Annotated in this window: 27 protein-coding genes and 1 riboswitch; of the genes, 16 read left to right on the top strand and 11 right to left on the bottom strand. The window is 69.8% G+C overall.

What is annotated here, in order from left to right:
• Positions 1-55 precede the first annotated feature (55 nt).
• Positions 56-1,225 carry an acetyl-CoA acetyltransferase gene (locus O4G76_RS08000; RefSeq protein WP_269396842.1) on the top strand — a complete coding sequence of 390 codons (1,170 nt, stop codon included), beginning with the start codon at positions 56-58 and terminating at the stop codon, positions 1,223-1,225.
• Positions 1,226-1,273: 48 nt separating this feature from the next.
• Here O4G76_RS08000 and O4G76_RS07995 read toward each other — a convergent pair whose 3' ends face one another.
• The gene (locus O4G76_RS07995) at positions 1,274-1,618 is read right to left on the bottom strand and encodes a hypothetical protein (protein WP_269396841.1); all 345 of its coding nucleotides are present in this window, start codon (positions 1,616-1,618) and stop codon (positions 1,274-1,276) included.
• Positions 1,619-2,083: 465 nt separating this feature from the next.
• Between O4G76_RS07995 and O4G76_RS07990 the strand changes: the two genes are divergently transcribed.
• Together O4G76_RS07990 and O4G76_RS07985 are read left to right on the top strand one after the other, a co-directional pair.
• Positions 2,084-2,695: a hypothetical protein gene (locus O4G76_RS07990; RefSeq protein ID WP_269396840.1), complete on the top strand. Its 612-nt coding sequence runs from the start codon at positions 2,084-2,086 to the stop codon at positions 2,693-2,695.
• A 155-nt stretch (positions 2,696-2,850) separates the two neighbouring features.
• Positions 2,851-3,621 (top strand): hypothetical protein, encoded by a 771-nt coding sequence (locus O4G76_RS07985; protein WP_269396839.1) that lies wholly within the window; start codon positions 2,851-2,853, stop codon positions 3,619-3,621.
• 76 nt (positions 3,622-3,697) lie between these two features.
• Here the strand turns inward: O4G76_RS07985 and O4G76_RS07980 are convergent, their stop codons facing one another.
• Together O4G76_RS07980 and O4G76_RS07975 are read right to left on the bottom strand one after the other, a co-directional pair.
• Complete coding sequence (locus O4G76_RS07980; protein WP_269396838.1) at positions 3,698-5,326, bottom strand: isocitrate lyase; 1,629 nt, start codon at positions 5,324-5,326, stop codon at positions 3,698-3,700.
• A 70-nt stretch (positions 5,327-5,396) separates the two neighbouring features.
• On the bottom strand, positions 5,397-6,926 hold the full coding sequence (locus O4G76_RS07975; protein ID WP_269396837.1) for a malate synthase A: 1,530 nt from the start codon (positions 6,924-6,926) through the stop codon (positions 5,397-5,399).
• A 152-nt stretch (positions 6,927-7,078) separates the two neighbouring features.
• Between O4G76_RS07975 and O4G76_RS07970 the strand changes: the two genes are divergently transcribed.
• The 12 genes from O4G76_RS07970 (at position 7,079) to O4G76_RS07915 (ending at position 16,820) form a co-directional block, all read left to right on the top strand.
• Positions 7,079-8,515: a short-chain fatty acyl-CoA regulator family protein gene (locus O4G76_RS07970; RefSeq protein WP_269396836.1), complete on the top strand. Its 1,437-nt coding sequence runs from the start codon at positions 7,079-7,081 to the stop codon at positions 8,513-8,515.
• 96 nt (positions 8,516-8,611) lie between these two features.
• Positions 8,612-8,712: riboswitch (TPP riboswitch) on the top strand.
• Between the two features lie 53 nt (positions 8,713-8,765).
• Positions 8,766-9,566, top strand: coding sequence for a bifunctional hydroxymethylpyrimidine kinase/phosphomethylpyrimidine kinase (thiD, locus tag O4G76_RS07965; RefSeq protein ID WP_269396835.1), 801 nt, complete (start codon positions 8,766-8,768; stop codon positions 9,564-9,566).
• A complete protein-coding gene (locus O4G76_RS07960) occupies positions 9,563-10,537 on the top strand; it encodes an FAD-dependent oxidoreductase (protein ID WP_269396834.1) in 975 nt (324 codons plus the stop codon). Before thiD ends, O4G76_RS07960 begins: the two co-directional genes overlap by 4 nt.
• A complete protein-coding gene (thiS, locus tag O4G76_RS07955; protein WP_269396833.1) occupies positions 10,521-10,718 on the top strand; it encodes a sulfur carrier protein ThiS in 198 nt (65 codons plus the stop codon). The genes O4G76_RS07960 and thiS overlap by 17 nt, the downstream gene beginning before the upstream one ends.
• 1 nt (position 10,719) lies before the next feature.
• Complete coding sequence (locus O4G76_RS07950; RefSeq protein ID WP_269396832.1) at positions 10,720-11,490, top strand: thiazole synthase; 771 nt, start codon at positions 10,720-10,722, stop codon at positions 11,488-11,490.
• Positions 11,487-12,083: a thiamine phosphate synthase gene (locus O4G76_RS07945; protein ID WP_269396831.1), complete on the top strand. Its 597-nt coding sequence runs from the start codon at positions 11,487-11,489 to the stop codon at positions 12,081-12,083. Before O4G76_RS07950 ends, O4G76_RS07945 begins: the two co-directional genes overlap by 4 nt.
• Positions 12,080-13,042: a HesA/MoeB/ThiF family protein gene (locus O4G76_RS07940; protein WP_269396830.1), complete on the top strand. Its 963-nt coding sequence runs from the start codon at positions 12,080-12,082 to the stop codon at positions 13,040-13,042. Before O4G76_RS07945 ends, O4G76_RS07940 begins: the two co-directional genes overlap by 4 nt.
• A gap of 82 nt (positions 13,043-13,124) precedes the next feature.
• Positions 13,125-14,309, top strand: coding sequence for a glycine C-acetyltransferase (locus O4G76_RS07935; protein WP_269396829.1), 1,185 nt, complete (start codon positions 13,125-13,127; stop codon positions 14,307-14,309).
• The gene (gene tdh, locus O4G76_RS07930; RefSeq protein ID WP_269396828.1) at positions 14,306-15,358 is read left to right on the top strand and encodes an L-threonine 3-dehydrogenase; all 1,053 of its coding nucleotides are present in this window, start codon (positions 14,306-14,308) and stop codon (positions 15,356-15,358) included. Before O4G76_RS07935 ends, tdh begins: the two co-directional genes overlap by 4 nt.
• A gap of 157 nt (positions 15,359-15,515) precedes the next feature.
• Positions 15,516-15,734: a DUF1127 domain-containing protein gene (locus O4G76_RS07925; protein ID WP_269396827.1), complete on the top strand. Its 219-nt coding sequence runs from the start codon at positions 15,516-15,518 to the stop codon at positions 15,732-15,734.
• 161 nt (positions 15,735-15,895) lie between these two features.
• Entirely contained in the window at positions 15,896-16,369 is a 474-nt protein-coding gene (locus tag O4G76_RS07920) for a hypothetical protein (RefSeq protein ID WP_269396826.1), read from the top strand.
• A 139-nt stretch (positions 16,370-16,508) separates the two neighbouring features.
• Positions 16,509-16,820: a hypothetical protein gene (locus O4G76_RS07915; RefSeq protein ID WP_269396825.1), complete on the top strand. Its 312-nt coding sequence runs from the start codon at positions 16,509-16,511 to the stop codon at positions 16,818-16,820.
• Between the two features lie 19 nt (positions 16,821-16,839).
• Here O4G76_RS07915 and O4G76_RS07910 read toward each other — a convergent pair whose 3' ends face one another.
• Together O4G76_RS07910 and O4G76_RS07905 are read right to left on the bottom strand one after the other, a co-directional pair.
• Entirely contained in the window at positions 16,840-17,514 is a 675-nt protein-coding gene (locus O4G76_RS07910; protein ID WP_269396824.1) for an SDR family oxidoreductase, read from the bottom strand.
• A 234-nt stretch (positions 17,515-17,748) separates the two neighbouring features.
• Positions 17,749-18,117, bottom strand: a complete 369-nt coding sequence (locus O4G76_RS07905) for a hypothetical protein (protein ID WP_269396823.1) — start codon at positions 18,115-18,117, stop codon at positions 17,749-17,751.
• Between the two features lie 374 nt (positions 18,118-18,491).
• On the opposite strand from O4G76_RS07905, the gene O4G76_RS07900 reads away from it, so the two are divergent.
• A complete protein-coding gene (locus O4G76_RS07900) occupies positions 18,492-19,103 on the top strand; it encodes an autoinducer binding domain-containing protein (RefSeq protein ID WP_269396822.1) in 612 nt (203 codons plus the stop codon).
• Positions 19,104-19,181: 78 nt separating this feature from the next.
• On the opposite strand, the gene O4G76_RS07895 is transcribed toward O4G76_RS07900, so the two are convergent.
• The 6 genes from O4G76_RS07895 to O4G76_RS07870 all read right to left on the bottom strand — a co-directional run bounded on the left by O4G76_RS07895 (position 19,182) and on the right by O4G76_RS07870 (position 25,912).
• Positions 19,182-19,571 (bottom strand): DUF1127 domain-containing protein, encoded by a 390-nt coding sequence (locus O4G76_RS07895; protein ID WP_269396821.1) that lies wholly within the window; start codon positions 19,569-19,571, stop codon positions 19,182-19,184.
• A gap of 41 nt (positions 19,572-19,612) precedes the next feature.
• Positions 19,613-20,191: a hypothetical protein gene (locus tag O4G76_RS07890; RefSeq protein WP_269396820.1), complete on the bottom strand. Its 579-nt coding sequence runs from the start codon at positions 20,189-20,191 to the stop codon at positions 19,613-19,615.
• A gap of 43 nt (positions 20,192-20,234) precedes the next feature.
• Entirely contained in the window at positions 20,235-22,214 is a 1,980-nt protein-coding gene (locus O4G76_RS07885; RefSeq protein WP_269396819.1) for a glycosyltransferase family 2 protein, read from the bottom strand.
• Positions 22,214-23,452, bottom strand: a complete 1,239-nt coding sequence (locus O4G76_RS07880) for an HlyD family efflux transporter periplasmic adaptor subunit (protein WP_269396818.1) — start codon at positions 23,450-23,452, stop codon at positions 22,214-22,216. The genes O4G76_RS07885 and O4G76_RS07880 overlap by 1 nt, the downstream gene beginning before the upstream one ends.
• 162 nt (positions 23,453-23,614) lie before the next feature.
• Positions 23,615-24,703, bottom strand: a complete 1,089-nt coding sequence (locus tag O4G76_RS07875) for a cache and HAMP domain-containing protein (RefSeq protein WP_269396817.1) — start codon at positions 24,701-24,703, stop codon at positions 23,615-23,617.
• Positions 24,704-24,949: 246 nt separating this feature from the next.
• Positions 24,950-25,912, bottom strand: a complete 963-nt coding sequence (locus tag O4G76_RS07870) for a LysR substrate-binding domain-containing protein (RefSeq protein WP_269396816.1) — start codon at positions 25,910-25,912, stop codon at positions 24,950-24,952.
• Positions 25,913-25,941: the final 29 nt, after the last annotated feature.

Below are 25,941 nucleotides of genomic sequence, written 5' to 3'. Positions count from 1 at the left end.
TCCGAGCATGGCGGCTGCCGCGGGAGGGCGGCGCAGATTCAAGGGAGGAGGCGTGATGGCCGAGGCGCAGATCGTGGGCTGGGCGCATAGCGTGTTCGGAAAGAGCGAGGCGCCGGACACCGCGGCGCTGATGGCCGAGGTGACGGCACCGGCGCTGGAGCATGCCGGGATCGGCGCCGAGGATGTCGACGGCGTCTTCGTCGGCGTCTTCAACAACGGCTTCTCGGACCAGGATTTCCAGGCCTCGCTGGTGGCGATGGGTCATGACGGGCTGCGATACACGCCGGCGACGCGCTACGAGAACGCCTGCGCCACCGGATCGGCGGCGATCAACGGCGCGATGGATTTCATCGCCTCGGGCCGGGGCCGGGTCGCCCTCGTCGTCGGGGCCGAGAAGATGACCGCGACGCCGGGGGCGCAGGTGGGCGACATCCTGCTCGGCTGTTCCTACCGCGCGGAAGAGGGCGACACGCCGGGCGGCTTCGCGGGGATCTTCGGGCGCATCGCCCAGAGCTATTTCCAGACCTATGGCGACCGCTCCGAGGCGCTGGCCCGGATCGCCGCCAAGAACCACGCCAACGGCGTCGAGAACCCCTATGCGCATCTGCGCAAGGATCTGGGTTTCGAGGCCTGCAACGCCGTCACCGACCGCAACCCCTATGTCGCGGCGCCGCTGCGGCGTACCGACTGCTCGCTGGTCTCCGACGGCGCGGCGGCGCTGGTGCTGGCGGATGCCGAGACCGCGAAGACGATGCGCCGCGCCATCGCCGTGCGGGCGCGGGCCCATGTGAACGACATCCTCGCGATGAGCCGCCGCGACGTGCTGGCCTTCGAGGGGCCGAAGCGGGCCTGGGCCCGCGCGCTGGAGCAGGGCGGCGTGACGCTGGACGACCTGTCGCTCGTCGAGACGCATGACTGCTTCACCATCGCCGAGCTTCTGGAATACGAGGCGATGGGTCTCGCAGCACCCGGACAGGGGCACCGGGTGATCGAGGAGGGCGTGACGTTGAAGGACGGCCGGTTGCCGGTGAACCCCTCGGGCGGGCTCAAATCCAAGGGCCATCCGATCGGCGCGACCGGCGTGTCGATGCATGTGATGGCCGCGATGCAGCTGATGGGCGAGGCGGGGGGCATGCAGGTGCCCGATGCCGAGCTCGCGGGGGTGTTCAACATGGGCGGCGCGGCGGTGACCAGCTACGTCTCGCTGCTCGAGCGGGTCGGTTGAGCGGCGCGGCCCGGGCCCCCGGGCCGCGCCTTTATCCGATGCCCGGTCTCAGACGGGCGTGGCGTGACGGACGGTTCCGGCCCGGCGCGCCATCTCGACCGTGTTGTCGATCATCTCGGTCTCGGCCTCGGTCGCTTCCCGCGCCAGATGGCTGGCGCAGTTGGTGCAGAGCGTCATCCAGTCCTGCACATCGGCGCGCAGCCTTTCGCCGGCGCCCTCGTGCCAGCGCGACATCGCGTCCGAGATCCGTGCACCGTCCGCGCCGGCATCCATGATCTCGGTGGCCAACTCGCCCATGGCCTGGGTCATCTTGTGGCGCCGGTCGAACCATGCGTCGAAGAAGGTTCGGGTTTCCTCCAGCATGCGCGTCTGCGCCACGCGGACATGTTGCATCTGCGGTGTCCCATAGGGTTCGAGCGCCTTTCGCGTCGTCGATGGGTTTGTGCCGCGCGCCTCCGCGGTCGCCGTTTTCAGGTGGGGTGTTCGGGTCATCTCCAGCCTCCCGTGCGAGATTGACACGTGCCGACTTTGGCAGGGCGCTCGAAGTTTATCCACAGCATTGGTGCCGGGGCGCCCACATGGCGGGGAATGGCCGATGCGATCCGCCCGCATCAGGGCGATTGCCCGAATTCGCGGCATTCCGGTCGAGGAACAGATGCGCCGCGACGAGCCTTGGCGCCGTCGTCTCGAATCGCCGGGACCAAGATGGATTGGGGGCAGCATGGGGTGCCAAACCCGAGGCCCCTGATCGCGCGTAGAAAAAGCTCACCGGTTGCAGAGCTTCGGCGAATCCTCGCCCGGTATCGACCCAACCGTGTTAGGATTTGCAGATGTTTCTCCAGGAGGTGCGAAATGGTTATGAAACGTCTTTTCACGGTCGCGGCCCTTGCCTGCATGGGAACGGCGGCCATGGCGCAGGATCAGGCGATGAGCTTCTTCGTGACCAGCGCCAATCCGGGGCAGGGGGCCGGGCTGGGCGGCCTCGAGGGCGCCGATGCGCATTGCGCCGAGCTTGCCGCCGCGGCCGGGGCCGAGGGTGACTGGAAGGCCTATCTCTCGACAGATCAGGAGAATGCGCGCGACCGGATCGGCTCGGGCCCCTGGTACAATGCCGACGGCGTCGAGATCGCCGCCGATGTCGAGGCGCTGCACGGCGATGGCAACGCGATCTCGAAGGAGACCGCGCTCGACGAGATGGGCAATGTCGTGAACGGTCGCGGCGACGACCCGAACCGCCACGACATCCTCACCGGCTCGATGCCGGACGGGACGGCGGCGGCCGAGACCTGCGAGAACTGGACCAGCAGCGGCGAGGGCTCGGCTATGGTCGGGCATCACGACCGGATGGGACTCGATGATTCGGATGCCGCGAAATCGTGGAATTCGTCCCACCCGTCGCGCGGCTGCAGCCTCGAAGCGCTCCAAGGTACCGGCGGTGACGGGCTGTTCTACTGCTTCGCCGCCAACTGATCGATTCCGTACGCGATCAGGTCGCGCGCGCCTCGCCGACAGCGCGCGCGGCACCCAAGCTCCCGTAACCTATGAGTGTTTTCGGAAGTAGGGGGTAGTGCTATCCTAAAGGCGAAGGCAGCGCACCCTTAGGTCATGGGACATGTGCTTTTGTATTGGCCAAATCCCGCGCCATTCTTGCCGCAATCGACGCCTCAAGTCGGGTCATACGCACCCTTAAGAGGTTCGACATGCCACTCACATTCAATGCCGGTTCCACCGGCTTCGACTGGAAAGCCGCCCTTGCCGCCCTGCTGGAAGCGCGCGCCGCCAAGTCCGAGACCACGGTCGAGCAGAAAGCTCCCGTCCCCGCCGAAGAGCCCAAGCTTCAAACCACCACCACCGAGCCGGCCATCCGCATCGACATTTCCGAAGCGGCGAAAACGGCCAGCGCACCCACTGCCACTGAGACGGCTGTCACAGCCGTTGCAGCCGTCGCAGAACCCGCCGCACCGACAGCCCCCGCCGCCGTGTCGCCGGTCGTCGAGAAGGCCGCCGAGGCTGCAACTCAGGTAGTCGCGCCTGTCGCGGATGCCGGGGAAGAGACCGCAAGCGAAGCCGTCGCCGTGACCGAGCAGGTCGTGTCCAAGGTCGCAAGCCTCGCGGGCCTCAACGGTGCGACGGCCGCCGAGAATATCGGTCTCGCCGCCGCGACCGAGCCCGCGGAGCCCGAGGTTTCGGACATCGCGGCCGCCCGCGCGGCGGCGATCCGGCTGCAGGAGCTGGACCGCATGCAAAACCTCGTCTCCTCGATCGGTGCGGCGCCCGAGAGCGACGCGGTCATCACGCCGATCAACCCGCAGAGTGCCGCGCGCGCCGGCGCGGCCTATGGCGCCAGCGCCGCATCGGCGGCTTCGGCCGGCGAGCGCACCGACATCGCCGCATGACGAAAACCGGGCCGGGGCGTGCCGCCCCGACCCGGTTCCCGATGACCCGCCGGTCAGGCCCGACCGGCGGGTTTTCTCATTCGGCCGCGAACTGGTTCATCGTGTTCGCATGGCCCCCGGCCTTGAGCGCCCGGTCGCCGCCGACCATGACCTTGAAGCTGTCGCCCAGATCCGACCCGACCTCGTGCTGGTGCTTGACCGCCGAGATGCCGCGCCGGATCTCCTCGCGCTGCACGGTGGCGACATAGGCCAGCATCCGGTCCTCGCCGAAATAGCCGCGCGACAGCTCGTCCACCGATTTCGCGGTCAGGTGGAAGGTGGGCAGGGTGATCAGGTTGTGGAACACGCCCGCCTTGGTCGAGATGTCGTACTGGAACCGCTTGAGCCTCGCGTCGGCCTCGCGGCCCAGCTCGGTATCGTCGAACTCGGCCTTCATCAGCGCGGTGCCGTCCGGGTAATCGGCCTCGGCGATCTTGCCCTCGGCGATCCAGTCGGCGCGGACCTGCTTGCGCAGGTTCAGGGTCCAGTTGAAGGAGGGCGAGTTGTTGTAGACCAGCTTGGCCTTCGGCGCCTTCTCGCGGATTTCGGCGACCATCGAGGCGATCTCGGCCACGTTGGGTGTGTCGGTCTCGATCCAGATCAGGTCGGCGCCGCCGTCGTTGAGCGAGGCCACGCAATCCTCGATGACCCGCGCGCGCCCGGTGCCCTCCTTGAAGCGCACGAGGCCGTTGGGCAGCCGCGCAGGCTTGGCCCAGCCGCCATCGCGCCACATCGCGATCTCGCCCTCGGTCGGCTCGCCGTCGATGCTCTCGGTCTCGACCCATTTGAGGTATTCGGCCGCGTGATCGCCGGGGGCCTGGCTCACGGGGAGCTTCTGGGTCAGCCCCGCGCCGAGGCTGTCGGTACGCGCGACGATCACGCCCTCGGTGACGCCCAGCTCCTCGAAGGCCATGCGGCAGGCGCGCAGCTTCTCGATGAAATCCTCGCGCGGGACCGTGACCTTGCCGTCCTGGTGGCCGCATTGCTTGGCGTCGGAGACCTGGTTCTCGATCTGCAGGCAGCAGGCGCCGGCCTTGATCAGCTCCTTGGCCAGAAGGTAGGTCGCGTGCTCGTTGCCGAAGCCCGCATCGATATCGGCGACGATCGGCACGACATGGCTCTCGAAGCCGTCGATCGCGGTGACGGCGTCGCGCTCGGCCTGGGCATCGCCGCTCTCGCGCGCCTTGTCGAGGGCGCGGAACAGGTCGTTGAGCTCGACCTCGTCGGCCTGGCGCAGCGAGACGTAGATCTCCTCGATCAGGTCGGCCACGGCGGTCTTCTCGTGCATCGACTGGTCGGGCAGGTGGCCCCAGCGGTTGCGCAGCCCCGCGACCATCCAGCCCGAGAGATAGACATAGGCGCCCTTGGTGGTGCCGCGCAGCCGCTTGACCGAACGGATCATCTGCTGGGCGTGGAAACCGGACCAGCAGCCGAGGCTTTGCGTGAAATGCTCGGGGTCGGCGTCATAGGCGGCCATGTCGGCGCGCATCACCTTCGCCATGTCGCGGGCGATGTCGAGATGGGTGTTGTAGGTGTTCTGCATCTGCAGCTGCAGGATGTCGTCGATGCCGATGCCGCCGGGGGCGGCGCCTTCGGGAAAGCGCGCCTGCAGCGCGGCACGGCGCTCGGCATAGGTCTTTCGGCTCGGGGGGGTCATATCGGTCATTTGGGTGGGTCCTTGGGTGTTGATGGGGTGGGGCGGGGGCCCGAAGCCAGTGCGAGGCCCCCGCGTGATCTCAGTCGAGCGTGTCGAGCAGCGGCGCCGCGAGGCGGGCGACGTGATCGGGTTGCGGGCTGGCGCAGGCGGCCTCCTGCACGATCCGGGCGGCCGAGGCGTAGCGGCCGCGATGGAAGCTGTGCGGTCCGAGCCACTCGACCAGCGCCACGATCTCCTCGTGGATCAGCTCGGCCAGCCAGTCGGCGGTCATGCGGCGCGTCTCGCCCGCCTCCATTTCGACGCTGGCGCCATGGGCCAGCCACTGGCCCAGCCTAGCCCGGGCGAGATCGGCCGAGGCGAGGCCATGCAGGCTTTCCTCGATCCGCACCGGGCCGCGCCCGGCGATCCAGGCGGCGAGCGCCGCGATGGCGACATGGATCGTGCCGCGCAGCCCGGCCTCGGTGACGGGACCGGCATGGGGCTTCAGCAGCATCTCGGGGCTGATCCGGAAATACTGGCGCGGGCGGCCGATCTGATGCGGCCCCGGCAGCGCCCGGGCGATCGCCTCGCGCGCCGCGTCGATCCGGTCCGGCGCGTCGAGCCTGAGCCCGTCGCAGCCCTCGTCGAGCGGGCGACGCAGCTGTGCCGGATTGCTCCCATCCGGCGCCTCGGCGATGGCATGGGTGCCGCGGCGATGCGCGACCTTGACCATGCGCGCGGCGCAGGTGCCAAGGAAAGCGGCTTCGGGGTCGAGCTTGACTGGCAGCAGCGCGTCGCCATGGGCGCGCATCAGCCGCAGATAGGAGGCGGTGAGCGGCGCGCGGCGCATCGTCAGGCCGAGCGCGCGGCTTCTCAGTTCCCACAGGATCTCGTCCATCTCGAAACCGGCATTGACGGTCTCGAGCGACACCTCGACGCGGATCGTGCCCGGCGCCAGCCCGGTGCGCTCCTCGGCGATGGCGATGATCTCGGACCAGAGCCGCGCCTCGCGGTGGCTGTCGATCGCGCCGATCTGCAGATAGGGCCCCATCTCGCGGGCCGAGAGGCTGGCCCCGAAATGGGTGAGGATCAGCGCCAGATCGAACAGACCGGCCGAGACCGGATGCCCGCCGATGAGCAGCGCCGCCTCGTCGCGATCGAGCGGCCGCGGGCGGAACAGCATCGGCGTGGGGTCGTCCGGGGTCTCGGCCAGCGCCGCGAAGCCCGCGATCAGGTTGGCGAAGCCGGGCGCGGTGGCCTCGTCGAGATCGACAAGGAGCGTCGTGGCCCCGGCGGCGCGGGCGACGGCGAGCCCGCCTGCCTCGGCGGCGGTGGCGAGGCAGAGCCTGCGGTCCCGCAGCGCCTCGGGGGCCGGGTCGCAGGCCCAGACACCCTTGCGGATGCCGGTGGTCTCCTCGAGGTAATCGGGCAGGCGGCCTTCATCGGCGCGCTCCTGCCGACGGTCGCGGGCGACCGAGAGCGCCTGCATCTTGGGATTGAAACGGGTCTGCAATTCGGCGGCAAGCGCCAGCGCGTCATCGGTCAGGACGCGGCCGGCACCCGGCACGTCGCGCAGCAGGACCGGCTTGGGCGCTGCGGGGGCGGGGACGAGATCGAGTGGCATCTGCATGACCTTCCTGTTGCCGGCGCCGAAGGGAGGATCGACGCCTTTCTGTCTGTAAGGTTAGTGTGGTCATCGCGCAGGTGCAGCATAATTTTGTTGCTAACGGGTAATGATGTAATTTATGTAAGCCGTAAGATTGAAACATTGTTAGTCATGAAATGAGCGATCGCAGCCAGAAACTCCTGATCGGCCCCCGGCTCAAGGCGCTGCGCGTCTCGTTGGGGCTGACGCAGTCGCAGATGGCGGGGCGGCTCGGCGTGTCGTCGAGCTACGTCACCCTGATGGAGGGCAACCAGCGCCCCGCCTCGGCCAAGCTCCTGATGCGGCTGGCCGAAGCCTTCGACATCAATGTGAGCGAACTGGCGCCCGAGACCGACGCGCAGCTCGCCGCCGATCTCGGCGCGGCGCTGAAGGACCCGGTGCTCGAAGCCGAGGTGGGCCGGGTCGAGATCGAGCAGGCGCTCTCGGCCGCGCCGAACGTCGCGGCGGCGCTGGTGCGGCTGCATGACCGCTACCGGCAGCTGGTGCTGTCGCGCCAGACCGACACCAACCCGCTGGCGGATCGCGACAAGGTCGAGGTGCTGGAGGAGGGCAGCCGCGCGGTGCAGGCGGTGCGGGCCTGGCTGTTCGAGCGGCGCAACCATGTCGACAGCCTCGACCGCGCCGCCGAGGCCATGGCCGAGGAGATGAAGCTGCACCGCAGCGAGCCGCACACCGCCCTGACCGAGCGGCTGCGCGCGCATGACGTGCGGGTCCGCATCCTGCCATCGGACGTCATGGCGGGACGGCTGCGCCAGCACGTGGCGCATCGCGGCGAGCTGCGCCTGTCGGAGCTTCTGGGCCAGCCGAGCCGACGGTTCCAGATGGCGGTGCTGCTGGCGCGGCTGGAGCGCGGCCAGGAGATCGCCGACGAGATCGCGGATTCGGGGCTGACCGACCCCTCGGCGCTGGCGCTGGCGCGGGTCAGCCTCGCCAACTACTTCGCCGCCGCGCTCCTGATGCCCTATGGCCGCTTTCTCTCGGCCTGCGAGAGCGCGGGCTACGACGTGGAACTGCTGTCGCACCGCTTCGGCACCAGCTACGAACAGGTGGCGCATCGGCTGACGACGCTGCAGCGCGAGGGCGCCCGCGGCATCCCGTTCTTCTTCGTGCGGGTCGATCAGGCGGGCAACATCTCCAAGCGCTTCAGCGCCGGGCGCTTTCCCTTCTCCTCCTTCGGCGGCACCTGCCCCTTGTGGAACATCCACGCCGCCTTCGAGGCGCCAGACCGGGTGCAGACGCAGGTCATCTCGATGCCCGACGGCGCGCGCTACTTCTCGATCGCGCGCAGCATCACCCGGCATGGCGGCACGCTGGGCCAGCCCGCGACCCGGCTGGCCATCGGTCTGGGCTGCGACGTCGCCTATGCGCCGCGCCTCGCCCATGCGCAGGGGCTCGATCTCGACCGGATCACGCCCACCGGCATCGGCATCAACTGCTATCTCTGCGAGCGGCCGAACTGCGCCAGCCGGGCCCATGCGCCGGTCAATCGCCGCCTCGAGATCGACGAGAGCGAGCGCGGCCTCGCGATCTACCGTTTCGAGGGCGAGCGCTGATCCCCTTCGCCTTTCTCCAAATGCGCCGGAGGCCCGCGCGGGCCGGTGGCGGAGCCCCCTCCCTTGCGTCAACCTGACCGCGCCGCTAACGTCCGCTCGAATCCGTTGGGGTGCCCCGCTGGGGGCTGAGAGGCGCGAGCCGACCCATCGAACCTGATCCGGTTAGCACCGGCGGAGGGAACGGAGACGCGACCCGAGGCTTGTCACGCCCGTGGTCCGTCCCGCGTCCCCCGTCCGGGGGAGCGAGACGATGCGCATCAAGACGGCCCTGACCATCGCGGGCTCGGATAGCGGTGGCGGCGCGGGCATCCAGGCCGATCTCAAGAGCTTTGCCGCCTTCGGCGTCTATGGCGCGTCGGCGATCACCGCGCTCACCGCGCAGAACACCCGCGGCGTGTCCGGGGTGATGCCGGTCCCGCCCGAGATGGTCGCGGCGCAGATCGCCGCCGTGCGCGACGACATCCCGCCCGACGCGATCAAGATCGGCATGCTCGGCCATGCCGGGATCATCGCGGCGGTGGCCGAGGCGCTCGTGGGATATGCCGGTCCGATGGTGCTCGACCCGGTGATGATCGCGAAATCGGGCGATACGCTGCTCGACGACGCGGCGGTCGCGGCGCTGATCGCGCGACTGCTGCCCCGCGCCACGATCCTGACGCCGAACCTTCCCGAGGCGGCCCGGCTGCTCGGCGCCCCCGTGGCGGCCCGGCCGGAGGAGATCGTGGCGCAGGGGCGCGCGCTGCTCGATCTCGGGCCCGAGGCGGTGCTGATGAAGGGTGGCCATGCCACGGGTCCCTGCTGCATCGATCGGCTGGTGACCCGGACCGGCCTGCACGAGGTCTCGGGCCCACGCATCGACACCCGCAACACCCATGGCACCGGATGCTCGCTCTCCGCCGCGCTGGCGGCGCTGCTGGCGCTCGGCCGCGCGCCCGAGGCGGCGCTGGAACGGGCGCAGGGCTGGCTCTCGGGCGCGATCCGCGCCGCCGACCGGCTCGGCATCGGGTCGGGCCACGGCCCGGTGGATCATTTCCACGAGGGTCGGCGATGACCCGCGAGATCATCGGCGGCGGGGTGATGGGCCTTGCCGTGGCGGCCGAACTCACGGCACGCGGCCGGCAGGTCAGGGTCATCGACCGGCAGGAGGGGGCCGGCCCGCATCATTGCTCTTGGTGGGCGGGCGGCATGCTCGCGCCCGATTGCGAGGGCGAGACGGCGGAGGAGCCGGTGGTGCGGCTCGGCCGCGAGGCCGCCGAATGGTGGCAGGCGCAAGGGGCGCAGGTGACCCGGCGCGGCACGCTGGTGGTGGCGCTGGGGCGCGACCGGGCCGAGCTGGATCGTTTCGCGCGCCGGGTGCCGGGCCGGTTGCTCGATGCCGAGGCGGTCGCGGCGCTGGAGCCGGATCTCGCCGGGCGTTTCGGGCGCGGCCTGCATGTCGAAACGGAGGCGCATCTCGACCCGCGCGCGACCCTGTCCGGGCTGCGGCAGAGGCTGGCCGAGCGTGGCGTCGCCTTCGAAACCGGGGAGATCCGCGCGACGGGGCCGGCGATCGATTGTCGCGGGTTGGCCGCGCGCGACGTGCTGGCGGATCTGCGCGGCGTGCGCGGCGAGATGCTGGTGCTGCGCGCGCCGGAACTGGCGCTGACGCGGCCCGTCCGGTTGCTGCATCCGCGCTACCCGCTTTACGTGGTGCCGCGTGGCGGCGGCATCTACATGCTCGGTGCTACGCAGATCGAAAGCGCGGGGCGCGGCCCGGCCACGGTGCGCGCCGCGCTGGAACTGCTCAGCGCCGTCTACGCGCTGCACCCCGCCTTCGCCGAAGCCGAGATACTCGAGATCGGCGCCGATGCGCGTCCCGCCTTTCCCGACAACCTGCCGCGCATCCGGCGACGCGGCGGGATCATCCATGTCAACGGTCTGTTCCGCCACGGCTTCCTACTCGCGCCCAGCATGGCGCGGATGGCGGCGGACTGGATCTGCGACGGCATCAAACCGGAGGTTTGCGATGAAGATCATGGTTAACGGCACGCCGCAGGAAGTGACGGCCACGACTCTGGCCGAGGCGCTGGCCGCGCTCGGGCGCGACGGCGAAACGGTGGCGACGGCGCTGAACGAGGAGTTCGTCCCGGCCGGCACCCGCGCCGCCACGCCGATCGCGCCCGGCGACCGGATCGAGATCGTCGCGCCACGGCAGGGAGGCTGAAATGCTCGGCTTCTACGGCACGCCGGTCGCCTCGCGGCTGATGCTCGGCACGGCGCAATACCCTTCCCCGAAGGTGCTGTCGGAGGCGTTCCGTCGCTCCGGTGCGGGCATCGCCACCGTGTCGGTGCGGCGCGAGGCGGCGGCGGGCGAGGGCGCGGATTTCTGGGCGCTGGTGCGCGAGCTGGGGGTGCGGCTCCTGCCCAACACCGCCGGTTGCCATTCGGCGCGCGAGGCGGTGACCACCGCGCGCATGGCGCGCGAGCTGTTCGGCACCGACTGGATCAAGCTCGAGGTGATCGGCCATGCCGACACGTTGCAGCCCGATCCCTGGGGCCTCGTCGAGGCGGCGGCGATCCTGAGCGCCGAGGGATTCAAGGTGTTCCCCTACACCACCGAGGACCTGGTGCTGGCGGAGAGGCTGCTCGACGCGGGCTGCGAGGTGCTGATGCCCTGGGGCGCGCCGATCGGCACCGGGCTGGGGCTCGCGAACCGCTACGGGCTGCGCGCCCTGCGGGCGCAGTTCCCCGACGTGCCGCTGGTGATCGATGCGGGCCTCGGTCGTCCGAGCCAGGCCGCCGAGGCGATGGAGATGGGCTATGACGCGGTGCTTCTGAACACCGCCGTCGCCAAGGCCGACGACCCGGCCGCGATGGCCGAGGGCTTCGCGCGCGCGGTCGAGGCCGGGCGGCTGGGATTCGAGGCAGGCGCGATGGAGCCGCGCGACATGGCCGCGCCCTCGACGCCGCTGATCGGCAAGGCCTTTCTCGCATGAGCCTCGACCGGTTCTACCCGATCTTCGACGACGTCTCGTGGCTGGAGCGGATGCTGCCCTTGGGCGTGAAGCTGGTGCAGCTGCGGCTGAAGGATCGCGCCGACACCGAGATCCGCGCGCAGCTGGCGCGCGGCCGCGACCTCTGCGCGGCGCATGGCGCGAGGCTGGTGGTCAATGATCACTGGCGCGCGGCGATCGATCTGGGCTGCGACTGGCTGCATCTCGGGCAGGAGGATCTCGACACCGCCGATCTGCCCGCGATCCGCCGCGCCGGGCTGCGGCTCGGGATCAGCACCCACGACCGGGCCGAGCTGGAGCGGGCGCTGGCGCTCGACCCCGACTACGTGGCTTTGGGGCCGGTCTGGCCGACGATCCTCAAGAAGATGAAATGGGAGCGGCAGGGGGTGGAGCGGCTCACCGAATGGAAGCGGCTCGTGGGCGACATCCCCCTCGTCGCGATTGGCGGGCTCTCGGTCGCGCGGGCACCCGAGGCCTTCGCCGCCGGGGCCGACATCGTCTCGGCGGTGACCGACATCACGCTGAACGCCGACCCGGAGGGCCGGGTGCGTGACTGGATCGGGGCGGTGCGATGAACCGCTACGCGCGACAGGTCGCGGTGCCCGGCTTCGGCGACGCGGCGCAGGCCCGGCTGCGCGAGGCGCATGCGCTGGTGATCGGCGCGGGCGGGCTGGCGGCGCCGGTGCTGCAATATCTGGTCGGGGCGGGTCTCGGCCATGTCCGGCTGGTCGATCCGGACCGGGTCGAGGCGAGCAACCTGCACCGGCAGACCCTGTTTCGCATGGTCGATATCGACCGGCCCAAGGTGGTGGTCGCGGCCCGGCGCATGGCCGCGCTCAACCCCGAGACGGTGGTGGAGCCGCTGGTCGAGCGCTTCGACCCCGGCAATGTCGCGGCGCTGTGCGAGGGCATCGATCTGGTGATCGACTGCGCCGACAGCTTTGCCGCGAGCTACGTCGCCTCGGATCACTGCCTCGCGGCGGGGCTGCCGCTGATCAGCGCCTCGGTCACCGGCCTGTCGGGCTATGCGGGCGGGTTCTGCGGCGGTGCGCCGAGCCTGCGGGCGGTATTCCCCGACCTGCCGGCGCGGATGGGCTCCTGCGCCGAGGAGGGGGTGCTCGGGCCGGTGGTGGGGGTCGTCGGCGCGCTGCAGGCGCAGATGGCTCTGGCGCAGCTCTCGGGCATGGCGCCGTCGCCGCTGGGACGGCTCGCGAGCTTCGACGCCGCGACATGGCGCTTTGGCGGCTTCGGCTTTTCGGCCGCTGCCGAGCCCGCGCGGGCGCCGCGCTTCATCGCGCCGGGGGACATCGCCGCCGATGATTTCGTCGTGGATCTGCGCGCCCCCGAGGAGGGTCCGCCGCCCTGCCGCCACGCGCGCCGCCATGCGGTGGCCGCGTTCGGTCCCGATGGCCCGCGCCCGCCCGTCGGCGCGCGCGCCGTGCTGTGCTGCCGGACCGGGCTTCGGGCGTGGCAGGCGGCCGAGCGGCTCGGCGCGGCATGGGATGGCGAGATCCGGCTGGTGGCGCTCGGCTGAGCACTGCCGTGGCGGCAGAGCTTGCAAGCCGCGCGGGCGGGCATAGAGTCGTGGCCTGCCCGTGCCCTTGAAAGGAGCCTCCATGAGCCGCTTTCTGCAAGACATCGAGACCCGCCTTTCGGAGATCCGCGAGGAGGGGCTGTGGAAGACCGAGCGCGAGATCACCTCGCCGCAGGGCGGGCGCGTGGACCTGAACGGCCGCGAGGTCATCAACCTGTGCGCCAACAACTATCTCGGTCTCGCCGATCACCCCGACCTGATCCATGCCGCCAAGGAGTCGCTCGACCGGCACGGCTATGGCATGGCTTCCGTGCGCTTCATCTGCGGCACGCAGGATCTGCACCGCAAGCTGGAGAAACGGCTGGCCTCCTATCTCGGCCATGACGACACGATCCTCTTCGCCGCCTGCTTCGACGCCAATGGCGCGCTGTTCGAGCCGCTCTTGGGCCCCGAGGACGCGGTGATCTCGGACGCGCTGAACCACGCCTCGATCATCGACGGCATCCGGCTCTGCAAGGCCAAGCGCTACCGCTTCGCCAATTCCGACATGGAGGACCTCGAGGCCAAGCTTCGGGAGGCCCGCGACGCCGGGGCGCGCCACGTGATGATCGCCACCGACGGCGTGTTCTCGATGGATGGCTACCTCGCGCGGCTCGACGAGATCCGGGCGCTCGCGGACCGCTACGACGCGCTGATGATGGTCGACGACTGCCACGCCACCGGCTTCATGGGGCCGAAGGGGGCCGGCACGCCCGCGCATTTCGGGGTCAAGGCCGACCTGCTGACCGGCACGCTGGGCAAGGCGCTTGGTGGCGCGATCGGCGGCTATATCGCCGGGCCGCAGCCGGTGATCGATCTCTTGCGCCAGCGGGCGCGGCCCTACCTCTTCTCGAACGCGCTGCCGCCGATGGTCTGCGCGGCGGGGCTGGAGGCGCTGCACCTGATCGAGCAGAGCGACGACCTGCGCGCCAAGCTGTTCGAGAACGCGGAATACTGGCGCAGGGGGCTGACCGATCTCGGTTTCGAGATCCTGCCCGGCGAGCACCCGATCATCCCGGTGATGCTGCACGACGCCAAGCTGGCGCAGAAGATGGCCGCGCGCCTCGACGAGCTGGGCGTCTATGTCTCGGCCTTCTTCTTCCCGGTCGTGCCCAAGGGCAAGGCCCGGATCCGCACCCAGATGAACGCCGCGCTCACCCGCGAGGATCTCGACGCGGCGCTCGCGGCCTTCGCGCAGGCGGGCCGCGAGCTGGGCGTGATCGGATGAGCCGCCCCAACGGCATGACCGCGCTGGTCAAGGCGAAGGCCGAGCCGGGGCTGTGGCGCCAGACTGTGCCGGTGCCCGAGATCGGTCCCGACGACGTGCTGATCCGGGTCAACAAGACCGGCATCTGCGGCACCGACGTGCATATCTGGAACTGGGACGAGTGGGCGCAGCACACCGTGCCGGTGCCGCTGGTGACCGGGCACGAATTCGCGGGCGAGATCGTCGAGCTGGGCCGCAACGTGACCGATCTGGAGATCGGCCAGCGCTGCTCGGGCGAGGGGCACCTGATCGGCAAGCATTCGCGCCAGAGCCGGTCCGGCAAGTTCCACCTCGACCCCGAAACCCGCGGCATCGGCGTCAACGAACAGGGCGCCTTCGCCGAATACCTGCGGCTGCCGGCCTTCAACGTGGTGCCGCTTCCCGATGCCATCGACGACGAGATCGGCGCCATCCTCGATCCCTTGGGCAACGCCGTGCACACCGCGCTCTCCTTCGACCTCGTGGGCGAGGACGTGCTGATCACCGGCGCCGGGCCGATCGGCATCATGGCGGCGGCGGTGGCGCGCCATGTCGGCGCGCGCCACGTGGTGATCACTGACATCAACCCCGAGCGCCTCGCGCTGGCCGCACAGGTGGCCGATGTGGTGCCGGTCAACGTGGCCGAGGAGGATCTGGCCGAAATCGTCCCGCGCCTCGGGATGAAGCAGGGCTTCGACATCGGGCTCGAGATGTCGGGCAACCAGCGCGCGCTCGACCAGATGGTCGAACGGCTGGTGATGGGCGGGCGCATCGCCATGCTCGGTATCCCGCCGGGCAAGAGCCCGGTCGACTGGTCGCGCATCGTGTTCAAGGCGATCACCATCAAGGGCGTCTATGGCCGCGAGATCTTCGAGACCTGGTACAAGATGATCGCGATGCTGGAGAACGGGCTCGACGTGCGCGGCGTCATCACCCACCGGATGGGGGTCGATGACTACGTCGCGGGCTTCGACGCGATGCGCTCGGGTTCCTCGGGCAAGGTGGTGCTGGACTGGACCGGCGGGCGCTGATCGGCGCATGCAGTGGCTGCATGGCGGGGTTACGGCGAAGCGGGGTGGTGCTCGGCCGTTATCGCTACCAATTAGGGGTCAACGAGGCGGCGATGGGCGCCGCATCGATCAGGCCCGAGACAAGGGCCACACGGACCCGAAGATCAAGGATACTGAGATGAGCTACGCCACCGTCGACCAGCGCACCACCTTCAACACCGAGACCAACGGCCTCACCGCGATCACCGCCCGCGTCAAGGCCGCCATCGAGCGCAACCGCGTCTACCGCCAGACCCAGCGCGAGCTGAGCCTGCTGACCGACCGCGACCTCGCCGATCTCGGCATCGCCCGCGGCATGATCAACCAGATCGCCCGCGACGCCGCCCGCGCCGCCTGATCGCGACCCACCCATCCGCCCCCCTGACAGCGGGCAGATCGAAACGGCGGTCCCCACGCGGGGGCCGCCGTTTCGCGTTAACGCCCCCGATGGGTCCTGTTCGTGATAGGCTGGGCCATGTTCCGCGCCCGCCGCGGGACCGCCTTGTTGGAGGATTCACGATGAAACGGCTTTTATCGATCATGGGTCTCGCGGCCCTCGTCACCGCATCCGGCGCGATGGCCGAGACGGTGATGGTCAAGGGCACCGGCATGGGCAGTTCGGACACCATGCAGATGCCGGTCAGCGACGGCCTCGTGGTGGTGCACAACCGGACCAGCTATGACGGCTTCGAGACGGAGGATCCCGAGAGCCCCTTCGCCAGCCTGTCCGGCTCCTGTTTCGGCGCCACACTGGTCGAAGCCGGCGCGGTGAGCGGCAGCGGCAATTGCCACTACACCGATGCGGATGGTGATCACGCCGTCATGGCGTGGACCGCCACGGGGATGAGCGAGGAGGGGCGCGTCTCGGGCGACTGGAGCGTCGTGGGCGGCACCGGCAAATGGGCCGAGGCCAGCGGCGGCGGCACCTTCGACGCGGGCGGCGAAGGCGCGGACTACACCAACATGGTCACGGGCGAAGTCGAGATGCCCTGACCCGGCGCGGGGCGTTCCGCATCAGTTGATGTCACGTGTTTTGGACATCGCGGCGGGACGCCCCATATCTGGTATGAGGGGGCGTTGGTCTCCGCAGCATCTCCCCCTCTTCCTCCGCACTGCGGAATTGGAGGTCTGGATGTTCAAACGGCTCGTGACCACCGCGCTCCTGTTCGGCATGGCAGCCACCGCGCCGCCCGCGGCGGCGATGGGCTGTGCCCCGCGCGATCACATCGTGGAACGGCTCAAGGATCGCTATTCCGAGACGCTCACCGCCGCCGGTCTCGAAACCACGAGCGAGACGCGGCAGCGGATGCTCGAGATCTGGTCGAACCCCGAAAACGGCAGCTACACCGTGCTTCTGACCGACCCGACGGGGGTCAGCTGCATCGTCGGCTACGGCTCCGAGTTCCACACCATCGCGGCGCCGCCCAAGGGCGAGCTGGGCTGAGCGCCGGTCCCTCGCGGGATCAGCCGGTCGGCATGATGAACATCTCGCGCAGATCGGCGGTCTCGGACTGCTCGAGCGCGAAGACCACCGCCCGGGCGATGTCCTCGGGGCGGATCTTGCCGGGCTTGGGCTCGGAGAAGAACGGCGTGTCGACCATGCCGGGCGCGATCACCGTGCAACGGCCGCCCCATTCGCGCATCTCCTCGCTCATGTTGCCCGCATATCCATGCACGAACCACTTGGTCGCGCCGTAGATCGAGCCCGCGATATGACGTTTGCCCGCCGCCGAGCCGGTCAGCACCAGATGTCCCTTGCGCCGCTTCAGCTCGGGCAGCGCCACCCGCGCGGTATAGAGCAGCGCCATGATGTTGAGATCGATCATCCGGCGCCATTCCTCGGGATCGCCCGCCTCGGTGCCGGGCGTGTCGAGGCCGGTGCCGGCATTGGCGAAGGCGGCGTCGAGCCCGCCCTTCGCGGCGACCAGCTTGGCCACCGCCGCCTCCTGCGCGCCCAGATCGGTGGCGTCGCCCGGAAGCGCGAGCGCGCGGTCGCCCAGCTCCTCGGCGAGGGCCGCGAGCTTGTCCTCCCTGCGCGCCATCAGCCCGACATGCCAGCCCGCCGCGACGGCGGCGCGGGCGGTGGCGGCCCCGATGCCGGAGGAGGCACCGGTGATGAATAGGATGCGATCGGCCATGTGGTTCTCCCCTGTTGCGTAGGCAGCAAAGGGTGTGGCCGGAGCGGCGCGAGGCAAGCGCCTTTCTGCGCGGGGGGAGCGCTCTGCCGGAGGCCGCACGGCGGCTCGGGTCGTAGCAGCCGCCATGCGGAGCTTCCCGGCTTCGAGCGGACCGGGACCAGCGCCCCGCATTGTCCATCCGCGCCCTCGGGGCTTTAGGGCCTCAATGTGCGTCAGTGCTGCGACGTGCCTCGATCAGCTCGCCTGGGCCCAGTCCAGCAGCATCGCGAGATCGTCGTCGAGATCGGGAGCGCTCAGATAGAGCTGCGCCACCTGCGCCTCGGCGGCGGCAGCGAAGCGTGCGCGGCGCGGTTGCGGCAGGCAGCGGATCAGATCGGCCGAAACCGCATCGCCGCGCTGATGGGCATGGCTCAGCAGATCGGCGACGGCGCGGAGCAGGTCGGCATCGCGGCATTCGGAGATGTCCGAATCACTCAGCGCGCCGATCAGAGCGCGGCGGCGCGCGATCCCGGCTTCGCCCACGGTCTGCATCTGCACAATTTCATACCATTCGGCGAGATCGCGGTGGCGAAAATAGACGAGCGATGTTTGCGGCTGGATCATGGTCTGCTCGTGTCCTCTTTGGATCCGCCGGAAGGGGAGGCACCTGCTCCGGGACCAATGTCCTCGGCTTGCGGCATCGCCCGACGGATCGCCTTATAATACCTGCCATATTTAGCTGTTCCTGCTACGGGCGAAACCTAACCGGTGTGATAGGTGTTGCTCCATTCGGTAGAGCTGACCGCCTCTCTTGAGCCTTCTTTGTTCTCCCTATGAGTGATTGCAATTGGGGAACACACGTAAAACGTGTATTTGGTTGTGTTAGGATCGTAACTTGCTACTTCGTTCGGCCTAGCCTTTGCTAGAACTCAACCGGAGAGTGTATGTCCGGTAGCGTACCGATTTTTCCCCTTCGGAGGGCTTTTTTGCCAATGACGATGCTGTTGCACAGTTATGCCCCGCACGACTTCTTCGAACTTGCCCAGCTGGCCCCGGCGGGGTTCTCGGCGGTGCTCCGGGTCAGCCGCGGCCGGGCCACCCATGTCGAGAACTGCCTGCGGCCGGAATGGCGCGATACCTACGAGCGCAAATCCTATTTCCTGCGCGATCCGGCGATCGGCTGGGCCCTCGGTCACGACGGGGTGGTGCACTGGGCCGATCTGGTGAGCCGCGACCACAGCGGCGTCATCGCGGATGCCCGGGCGCATGGCCTCGTGCATGGCATGACCGTGGCGACCGGAAACGCCGAGACGCGCTCGTTCTGCGGGCTGGCCCGGCACGACCGCCCCTTCACGGAGGATGAAGGACAGCGCGCGCTCGAGGTGATCATGCGGCTGCATGCCGGCCCCCCGGGTACGGTCAGCCTCACCGACGCGCAGCGCGAGGCGTTGCGGCTCATGGCCGAGGGCGAGCGTCACACGCGGGCGGCGGCGATCATCGGGATCAGCGAGAGCGCCTTGAAGGCGCGGCTGAAATCGGCCCGGCTGTCGCTGGGCGCGCGCACCACCGCCGAGGCGGTGCATGCGGCGCAGATGCGCGGGCTTATCTGAACGGGCCGGATGTCGCCCGGGAATCAGGCGGCGCCCGCGAGCGGATCGCGAGCGCCGGTATCGGGTCGGGCCGGGATGTCAGCGGCGCAGCGCGGCCGAGGTCAGGAGGCCCAAAGGCGAGGTCCGGGGCATGATCGGTTCGGCCGGGCGCGGCGTGAAGGGCGCCTCGAAACGGGCGATGCGGCGGATGTCGCGGATCTCCCGGCTCGAAATCCCGAGATGCGCGAGATCCTCGTCCGAGAGCAGCGCAAGGTCGCAGACCGTCTGCCTCCGGGCGAACCAGCCGCGCAGCGCGGTGCGCAGGCGCGCGACGAAACCGGCGGGCGCGGCAGTGAGAACGGGGGTGGCGGTGACGGTGGCGGACACGGGCGTGATCCTTTGCGAAATCAGGTGGCTGGAGCCGGGCACATAGTCCCGCGCGATCGCCCTGTCACGGGATTCGCCCTGCCGATTGAACAGGGCTGTCATGCAGCATGCTCATGCCCGCTCGGCCTCGATGCGGACGCCCCTCAGAACGTGTTCAGCGCCACGCCCACGAAGATCTCCCGCGCGTCGAAACCATAGCCCATCCGCAGCCGCCAGTCCGACCGACCGAGCCGCTTGCTCGCCACCAGGCTCTGTTCGGCATAGCCGGTGTCGTCGCCGGTCAGCACCAGCGCCAGGCCGAGGCCGCTGGTCTGGTGGGTGGCTTCGAGCATCGAGAAATAGGACCAGTCGATGCTGTTGATCTCGCCGATCGCGAAGACGCCGCCCCAGCCGGTGGAGGTGTAGCTTTCGGCCACCAGCTTGGCGCCGATCGAGGCACCGTCGTCGAAGCGCAGCGTCGGGCCGAGGCGCAGCGTCACCGGGCGGCCCCAAGGCGCCACCTGCCGCGATCCGGTGAGCGAGAAGGCCACCGCGCCCCCATCTGTATAGCGCGACCAGAGCGCTCCGGCGGAGACGCCGCTCCGCTCGAAGCTCACCACCGCTGTGCGGTCCTCGGGACCGAGATCGAATTGCAGGTATTCGCCGTCGGCATGGGCCGCGATGGGGGCGAGGCCGCAGCCGAGCAGCAGGGCGAGGGCGATACGGCGGAGGGTGCGATGCATGGGGTGTCCTTGGGTCTGGGGGAATGGCGGTCTGCGGAAGGGTCTAGTCCCGGCTGCTGAAGCTCAGCCGCCGCGCGATGTCGCCGAGGAGCTGGCCGAGCCTGACATCGACCACGCCCGGCGCGGCGCCCTCGGTGTAGAACCGGCGCAGCAGCGCGGCGTGCACCTCGTCCTCGGGCCACAGATGCAGCCTTGCGCCGTCGGGCGTGGCGGCGATCACCGTGGCGCGCATGTCGCCGACCCCGGGGATGCGCAGCACGCCGCGGGTGCCGGGCCTGTAGACGACCCCGCGGATCCGCGCCGTGTCGCGGGTGAGCGAGGCGAGCCAGAGCCGCTGCGGACGCTCGCCCGCCGCGAAGATCACCCGCTCGGGCCGGTCCGCGACATGGCGCTCGTGGCGCGGCAACTCGATGCAGGCGATCACCGTCAGCGCCAGCACGAAGATGTTGTAGATGGTCCAGAACAGCACCACCCGCATGCCGTCGCCGGCCTCGGCGCGGTGCAGCCCGTCGAAGGCGCTGCCGAGCATCAGCCCGACCAGCGTCAGCACCAGCAGCACGAGGAACGGCATCATCAGCCGCCATTGCACCACGATGCGGCTGCGGTCGCCGCCCTTGGCGGTGACCTTGAACTTGTGCCCCTTGGGGCGCAGCAGCCCGTGCAGCGCGGCGCGGGTGATCGGGATCGCGCCGACGATCTGGCTCACGTCGTGCAGCACCGGCACCACCGTCCCGCGCGACAGGATGTTCAGCACCCCGAGCGACCAGACGTAGTAGACCCCGAAATAGGACAGGACCTCGGCGACCTCCGCGTCGACGACGATCACGCCGAAATACCAGTAGAGCAGCGGAAAGCTGAGCCCGGCGAGGCGGAACGGAAAGCTGCCGATCCAATAGAGCATGGTGTCGATCACGCTCCAGCGGTCGCGCACCCGCAGCCCGTTGCGCGAAAAGGGCCCGAGCCGGCCGCGCGCGATCTGCATCAGCCCGAGGCACCAGCGGGCGCGCTGGGTGATGTATTCGCCCACCCCCTCCGGCGCGAGCCCCTCGGTCAGCGGCTCGTTCAGATAGACGGTGCGGATGCCGCGCTCCTGCAGCGTCAGGCTGAGCAGGTAGTCCTCGGTGACGCTGTCGGTCGGAAAGCCGCCGATGTCGCGCAGCGCGCTCCAGCGCATCACCGAGGAGGTGCCGCAGCAGATCGCGATGCCCCAGGCGTCGCGCGAGGATTGCACGTGATCGAAGAAGAAGCGCTGCTCGTCGGGATAGGAGCGCGCGAGGCCGAGATTGTGCTGGATCGGGTCGGCGTTGAAGAAGTGCTGCGGCGTCTGCACCAGCCCCACCGTGGGGTCGTGGAACAGCGCCACGGCGCGGCGCAGGAAGTCGCGATGCGGCACGAAATCGGCGTCGAGGATCGCCACGAAACCCGGCGGCCGGTCTTCCTGGGCGAGCAGCTCGAGCGCGTGGTTGATGTTGCCGGCCTTGGCGTGGGCATTGTCGGGGCGGGTGACGTGCCGCACCCCATGCATGGCGCAGAACGCCCGGAGCCAGTCGCGCTTTCCATCGTCGAGCACTAGGACCTCGACATCGGGCCAGTCGACCGAGAGCGCGCCGACGATCGAGCGTTCGAGGATCTCGCGATCCTCGTTGTAGGTGGCGATCATCAGCGCCACCTTGGGCGCGCGGCGGCCCCACCACGTGGCGTTGGCGGTGGCCTCGCGGTGCCGGTCGAGGCGCCGCGACAGCATCACGGCGGCGTTGACCGAGCCGAGCATGGCGATGACCTCGAGCAGGTAGAGCGTCAGGCTGGCCGCAAAATCGAGGTCGAGGCCGACCGGGGCCAGCGTCGCCGCGCCGCGCCACCAGATATAGCGCAGCGCCAGCGCGATCATGGCCCCGAGCATCAGCGACCGATGCCATGTGCGCTTCGGATCGACCCAGAAGGGCAGCAGCAGCACCATGCCGTAGCTCAGCAGCATCAGCGCCAGGCTCGACTGCGCCTCGCTCAGCCAGGCATGCGGCGCCATCACAGCAGGCCGCGCAGCCAGTCGAGCGGCCGGCTTTCGAAGAACAGCCGGCCGGTGCGGCCGACCGGGCAGGCGCCGCCGTCGAGATCGCGCAGCCCCGGCACGCTGACGGCCACGTCGTAGCGCTCCAGATGCTCGCGCCCCGCCGCCACCGCGAGCGTGTCGTAGAGCGAGGCCGCGCCGGCCCCCGCGAGCCGTTCGACCGTGCCCTCGAGCACCTCGCCCGAGCCCGAGAGCCGGAACTTCGCGCCATCGCCGGGCCGCAGCGCGTTGAACACGCTCTCGCTGACCGAGCCGGTGACGATCAGGCTTTCGCAGTCCAGCAGCCGCAGCACCGGCTCGCCGCGTTGCAGGTTCTCGCCGTCATGCGCCAGCACCTCCCACAGGCGGCCCTCGAAATCCGCGGCGAGGGGGGCCTCGCCGAGCCGGTTGACGCTGACCCGCTCCTCGGTGATGCGCGAGGCGAGCGCGCGCACCTGCCGGACTTGCGCGCGATAGTCCGCCTCGAAGCCGTCGTTCCGTGCCCGAAGCTCGGCCAGCCGCTGGCTCGCGAAGGGGCTGTCATTGACCCCGTCGACGAGGAACACGCCGTCGCGCGCCGCCGAAAGCGCCGATTGCAGCACGCCCACCTCCTCGCGCGCATGTTCGAGCGCGATGGCGAGATCGGTGGGCAGATCGGGCAGGAGGATCTCGGGCGCGGCGTCGGTGGCGGCCTGCGACCCTGTCCCCGTGTCTGGAACCGTGCCCGCGCCCTGCGGCTCCTGCGGCAGCTCGGGCTCCAGCGCGGCGACGCGCGCCGCCCCGTCATTCGCCTGGCGTTCGAGCAGGGCAAGGCGGGCGCGCGCATGGGCGAGGCGGATCTCGACCTCGCGGGTCTTGCCGCGGCCGAAGCGGGCGGCGCGTACCGAGAGCGTCTCGATCGCCCGCGCCGTCTCGTCGATCACCTCGCGCAGCCGGTCGCGCTCGGCCTGCGCGTATTGCCATTCCAGCACCAGGTCGTTGAGCCGGATCCGGTCGACATGCGGGTCGTTCACCGAGGCCAGCTCCTCGCCGGGCCGGATCGTCGCGCCGAGCGCGAGATCGGGCATCGCGACGGTGCCGGCGATCGGGCTGCGCAGCGTCGCCAGCCGGGCGTTGACCATGGCGTTGGCGCTGGTGCCGCCGAGCTGTTCCCCGAGGATCACCCAGATCGAGACGAGGATCAGGATCAGGCCCAGAACGAGGCGGGTGAAGCGCATGGGAGGCATCCTTGTCGATGGCGGTCCGGCCGGATCGGCGGTGATCCGGGCCAGTCGTGTTGCCGATATTTCGGAGGGGTCTTTCGAAGCCGGTGGCAGAGGACAATCGCGACGGTGCGTCGCCGCGCCGATCCACGGCGCGGCGTCACCCATTGGCGACGATCAGACCCTCTGAATCCGGACGATGGCGCTGGCGAGGGTTTCGGCCTCGCGGCTGCTGTGCTGCTCGGCCGGATAGGTGTCGCGGCCCTCGGCGATGGCCTGCGCCTCGCGCGAGAGCACCCGCAGCGGCCGCAGGAAATAGCGGCTGAACAGCGCCGTGCCCAGAAGCAGCGCCGTGCCGAAGCCCAGAAGCAGCCACAGGATATCGGCCGAGAGCACGAAGCTGCCGAGGCCGAAGCCCGCGATCCGGGTCGGCACCCGCGCCACCAGCCGCCAGTCGAGCGAGGCCATCTCGCCGGTCACCACCTTAGGCAGCAGCGCGAGGAAGGCGTCGTGATCCGCATCCTGCGCGACCCGGAAGGTGCCCTGCTGACCCGAGGCCACGACCTGCCGCGCCCGCGGCGACAGCGGCTGGTCGAATTCCTCGGTATGTTCGAACAGCACCCGCCCGCGCCCGTCGACCATGAACAGGTCGAGATCGAGCACTTCGGCGCTCTCGACGAGGTAGTTCTGGACCCAGGCCACGTTGAGCCTGTAGATCAGCACGCCCTCGGCACGCCCCTCGTCGTCGTGGATGGCGACGGAGAGGTCGAGATACTGCACCGGTCCATCCGTCTCGGCCGGGACCAGCCGCGCCAGCCGGTCGTCGGCTTCCGCCGCGCCGATGAAGTTGCCCCCGAGACCGCGCCGGAACCACAGCGATCCGGACACGTCCTGCCCCTCGAGAAGCGGCCGCGACGAGGCGACGAGCTTTCCGCTCGCATCCGCGATACCGGCCCAGGCGATCGAGTCGGAGATGCGCGAGATCGCGGTCAGTCGCGGTCGCGCCGCGTCGATCGAATGCATCCGCAGCGTTCCCGCCACGGCCTTGACCGAGTTCCATTCCCGGCCGAGCGCCTTGGCGAAGTTCATCCGCAGCGCCTCGCCCCGCAGATAGACGGATTCGGACTGCACCCCGCTTTCCACGGATTCGAGGCGGCGCTCCGCGAGCAGCGCCATGGCCGCGAATCCGACGAGGGCAAAGAAGGTGACGAAGGCGAAGAGGGCGGTGGACAGGCTGGGCAGTCGGAAGCCGGGGTTTCGATGCATTCTGCAAAGACCTTGTGGAGTTGGTTTCACCCTGGATCTAGAGACGCAGTGTGGCGGGTTGCGGACAACGGCATGGCGATGCCGTGGCTGGGCCGCAAGAGGGCCGCATTCCGGGGCGGCTCGTGATCCGGTTCCTGTGCGGAGGTCGGGATTGTGCGCGAAACCGAACCCTCAGGGGTGGCCGAAATCCGGCCGTTGCCGCCGGGCTGCCATAATGGTCGGGGAAGGCCGCCTCAGGACGTGGCGCTAGTCGACGCCGGGCGTGTCCGGTACCGCCTGCACCAGCAGCTCGGCCATGCGTTGCGCCGCGCGGGGCAGCGCTGTGCCGGCCCGGGTCATCAGCCCGTAGGGCAGCACCGAGATGCCGAGATCGATCGGCAGGATCGCGCAGGGCCCGCCCGCGAAACGCGACGCCACCGCCCGCGCCAGCGGCGCCACGGCGTTGCTGCGCTGCACCAGAGCCAGCGTCAGCAGAAACGAGGAGGTGGTGACGCCGACCCGCGGTGCGGACAGGCCGAGCCGCTCCAGCCGGTCCTGTACCGTGTCGTGCAGGATCGTGCCGCGCGCCGGCAGGATCCAGTCATAGTCGAGCAGGTCGGCGGGCGCGAGCTCCGGCATCGACAGCAGCCGGTGGCCGGGCCGTACCACCAGCGCGACCGGCTCGTCGCTCAGCGGCGTGACGTCGAACAGCGCGGCCGAGCGGTCGTCGGGCAGCCGGGCGAGGGCGAGGTCGAGCCTGTTATCGAGCAGCGCCTCGGCCAGCTCGCCGGAATTGCCCACCTCGACCTGGATCCGCAGCTTCGGCATCGACAGCCGCGCGTTGCGCAGCGCCGGCAGCACCCGGTCCATCGCAGGGCCGGTGACGGCGCCGATGCGCACCTCGCCCGAGAGACCGGCGGCGATCTCCGACAGCTCGCGCTCGGCGTCGTTGAGCTCGCCGATCACCCGCCCCGCGCGCCGGGCCAGCGCGACGCCCTCGGCGGTCAGCTGGATCCCGCGCCCGTCGCGCCGCCGCAGCGGGCAACCGGCGATGCGCTCGGCCTCCGACAGCAGCCGCGACGCGGCGGGCTGGGCGATGCCGAGCGTCTCCGCGGCCGTGCCGAGCTGACAGCCCCGCCCCAGCAGCGCCAGAAGCTGCAGATGCCCGAGCTTCAGCCCGCGCCGCAGCAGCCGGTCCGTCGATTCATCACGGTTTTGGTATGTTCCCATCAGGAAGCATTATTTGTTCGATATCACTC

This window comes from Limimaricola sp. G21655-S1, from assembly GCF_027213785.1.
GTDB lineage: Bacteria > Pseudomonadota > Alphaproteobacteria > Rhodobacterales > Rhodobacteraceae > Limimaricola.
The sequence above is the reverse complement of the archived record's forward strand: the minus strand, read 5'-3'. Positions and strand labels throughout refer to the sequence as shown.

What these genes read in the sequence shown, in the direction of transcription:
- O4G76_RS07915 (WP_269396825.1), top strand. Translation starts at nt 16,509, where the DNA reads ATGTTCAAACGGCTCGTGACCACCGCGCTCCTGTTCGGCATGGCAGCC.
- O4G76_RS07875 (WP_269396817.1), bottom strand. Translation starts at nt 24,703, where the DNA reads ATGCATCGAAACCCCGGCTTCCGACTGCCCAGCCTGTCCACCGCCCTC.
- O4G76_RS07905 (WP_269396823.1), bottom strand. Translation starts at nt 18,117, where the DNA reads ATGATCCAGCCGCAAACATCGCTCGTCTATTTTCGCCACCGCGATCTC.
- O4G76_RS07920 (WP_269396826.1), top strand. Translation starts at nt 15,896, where the DNA reads ATGAAACGGCTTTTATCGATCATGGGTCTCGCGGCCCTCGTCACCGCA.
- O4G76_RS07895 (WP_269396821.1), bottom strand. Translation starts at nt 19,571, where the DNA reads ATGACAGCCCTGTTCAATCGGCAGGGCGAATCCCGTGACAGGGCGATC.
- O4G76_RS07885 (WP_269396819.1), bottom strand. Translation starts at nt 22,214, where the DNA reads ATGGCGCCGCATGCCTGGCTGAGCGAGGCGCAGTCGAGCCTGGCGCTG.
- O4G76_RS07940 (WP_269396830.1), top strand. Translation starts at nt 12,080, where the DNA reads ATGAACCGCTACGCGCGACAGGTCGCGGTGCCCGGCTTCGGCGACGCG.
- O4G76_RS07910 (WP_269396824.1), bottom strand. Translation starts at nt 17,514, where the DNA reads ATGGCCGATCGCATCCTATTCATCACCGGTGCCTCCTCCGGCATCGGG.
- O4G76_RS07975 (WP_269396837.1), bottom strand. Translation starts at nt 6,926, where the DNA reads ATGCAGATGCCACTCGATCTCGTCCCCGCCCCCGCAGCGCCCAAGCCG.
- thiD (WP_269396835.1), top strand. Translation starts at nt 8,766, where the DNA reads ATGCGCATCAAGACGGCCCTGACCATCGCGGGCTCGGATAGCGGTGGC.
- O4G76_RS07900 (WP_269396822.1), top strand. Translation starts at nt 18,492, where the DNA reads ATGCTGTTGCACAGTTATGCCCCGCACGACTTCTTCGAACTTGCCCAG.
- O4G76_RS07950 (WP_269396832.1), top strand. Translation starts at nt 10,720, where the DNA reads ATGCTCGGCTTCTACGGCACGCCGGTCGCCTCGCGGCTGATGCTCGGC.
- O4G76_RS07990 (WP_269396840.1), top strand. Translation starts at nt 2,084, where the DNA reads ATGAAACGTCTTTTCACGGTCGCGGCCCTTGCCTGCATGGGAACGGCG.
- thiS (WP_269396833.1), top strand. Translation starts at nt 10,521, where the DNA reads ATGAAGATCATGGTTAACGGCACGCCGCAGGAAGTGACGGCCACGACT.
- O4G76_RS07935 (WP_269396829.1), top strand. Translation starts at nt 13,125, where the DNA reads ATGAGCCGCTTTCTGCAAGACATCGAGACCCGCCTTTCGGAGATCCGC.
- O4G76_RS08000 (WP_269396842.1), top strand. Translation starts at nt 56, where the DNA reads ATGGCCGAGGCGCAGATCGTGGGCTGGGCGCATAGCGTGTTCGGAAAG.
- O4G76_RS07925 (WP_269396827.1), top strand. Translation starts at nt 15,516, where the DNA reads ATGAGCTACGCCACCGTCGACCAGCGCACCACCTTCAACACCGAGACC.
- O4G76_RS07945 (WP_269396831.1), top strand. Translation starts at nt 11,487, where the DNA reads ATGAGCCTCGACCGGTTCTACCCGATCTTCGACGACGTCTCGTGGCTG.
- O4G76_RS07970 (WP_269396836.1), top strand. Translation starts at nt 7,079, where the DNA reads ATGAGCGATCGCAGCCAGAAACTCCTGATCGGCCCCCGGCTCAAGGCG.
- O4G76_RS07960 (WP_269396834.1), top strand. Translation starts at nt 9,563, where the DNA reads ATGACCCGCGAGATCATCGGCGGCGGGGTGATGGGCCTTGCCGTGGCG.
- O4G76_RS07890 (WP_269396820.1), bottom strand. Translation starts at nt 20,191, where the DNA reads ATGCATCGCACCCTCCGCCGTATCGCCCTCGCCCTGCTGCTCGGCTGC.
- tdh (WP_269396828.1), top strand. Translation starts at nt 14,306, where the DNA reads ATGAGCCGCCCCAACGGCATGACCGCGCTGGTCAAGGCGAAGGCCGAG.
- O4G76_RS07995 (WP_269396841.1), bottom strand. Translation starts at nt 1,618, where the DNA reads ATGCAACATGTCCGCGTGGCGCAGACGCGCATGCTGGAGGAAACCCGA.
- O4G76_RS07870 (WP_269396816.1), bottom strand. Translation starts at nt 25,912, where the DNA reads ATGGGAACATACCAAAACCGTGATGAATCGACGGACCGGCTGCTGCGG.
- O4G76_RS07880 (WP_269396818.1), bottom strand. Translation starts at nt 23,452, where the DNA reads ATGCGCTTCACCCGCCTCGTTCTGGGCCTGATCCTGATCCTCGTCTCG.
- O4G76_RS07980 (WP_269396838.1), bottom strand. Translation starts at nt 5,326, where the DNA reads ATGACCGATATGACCCCCCCGAGCCGAAAGACCTATGCCGAGCGCCGT.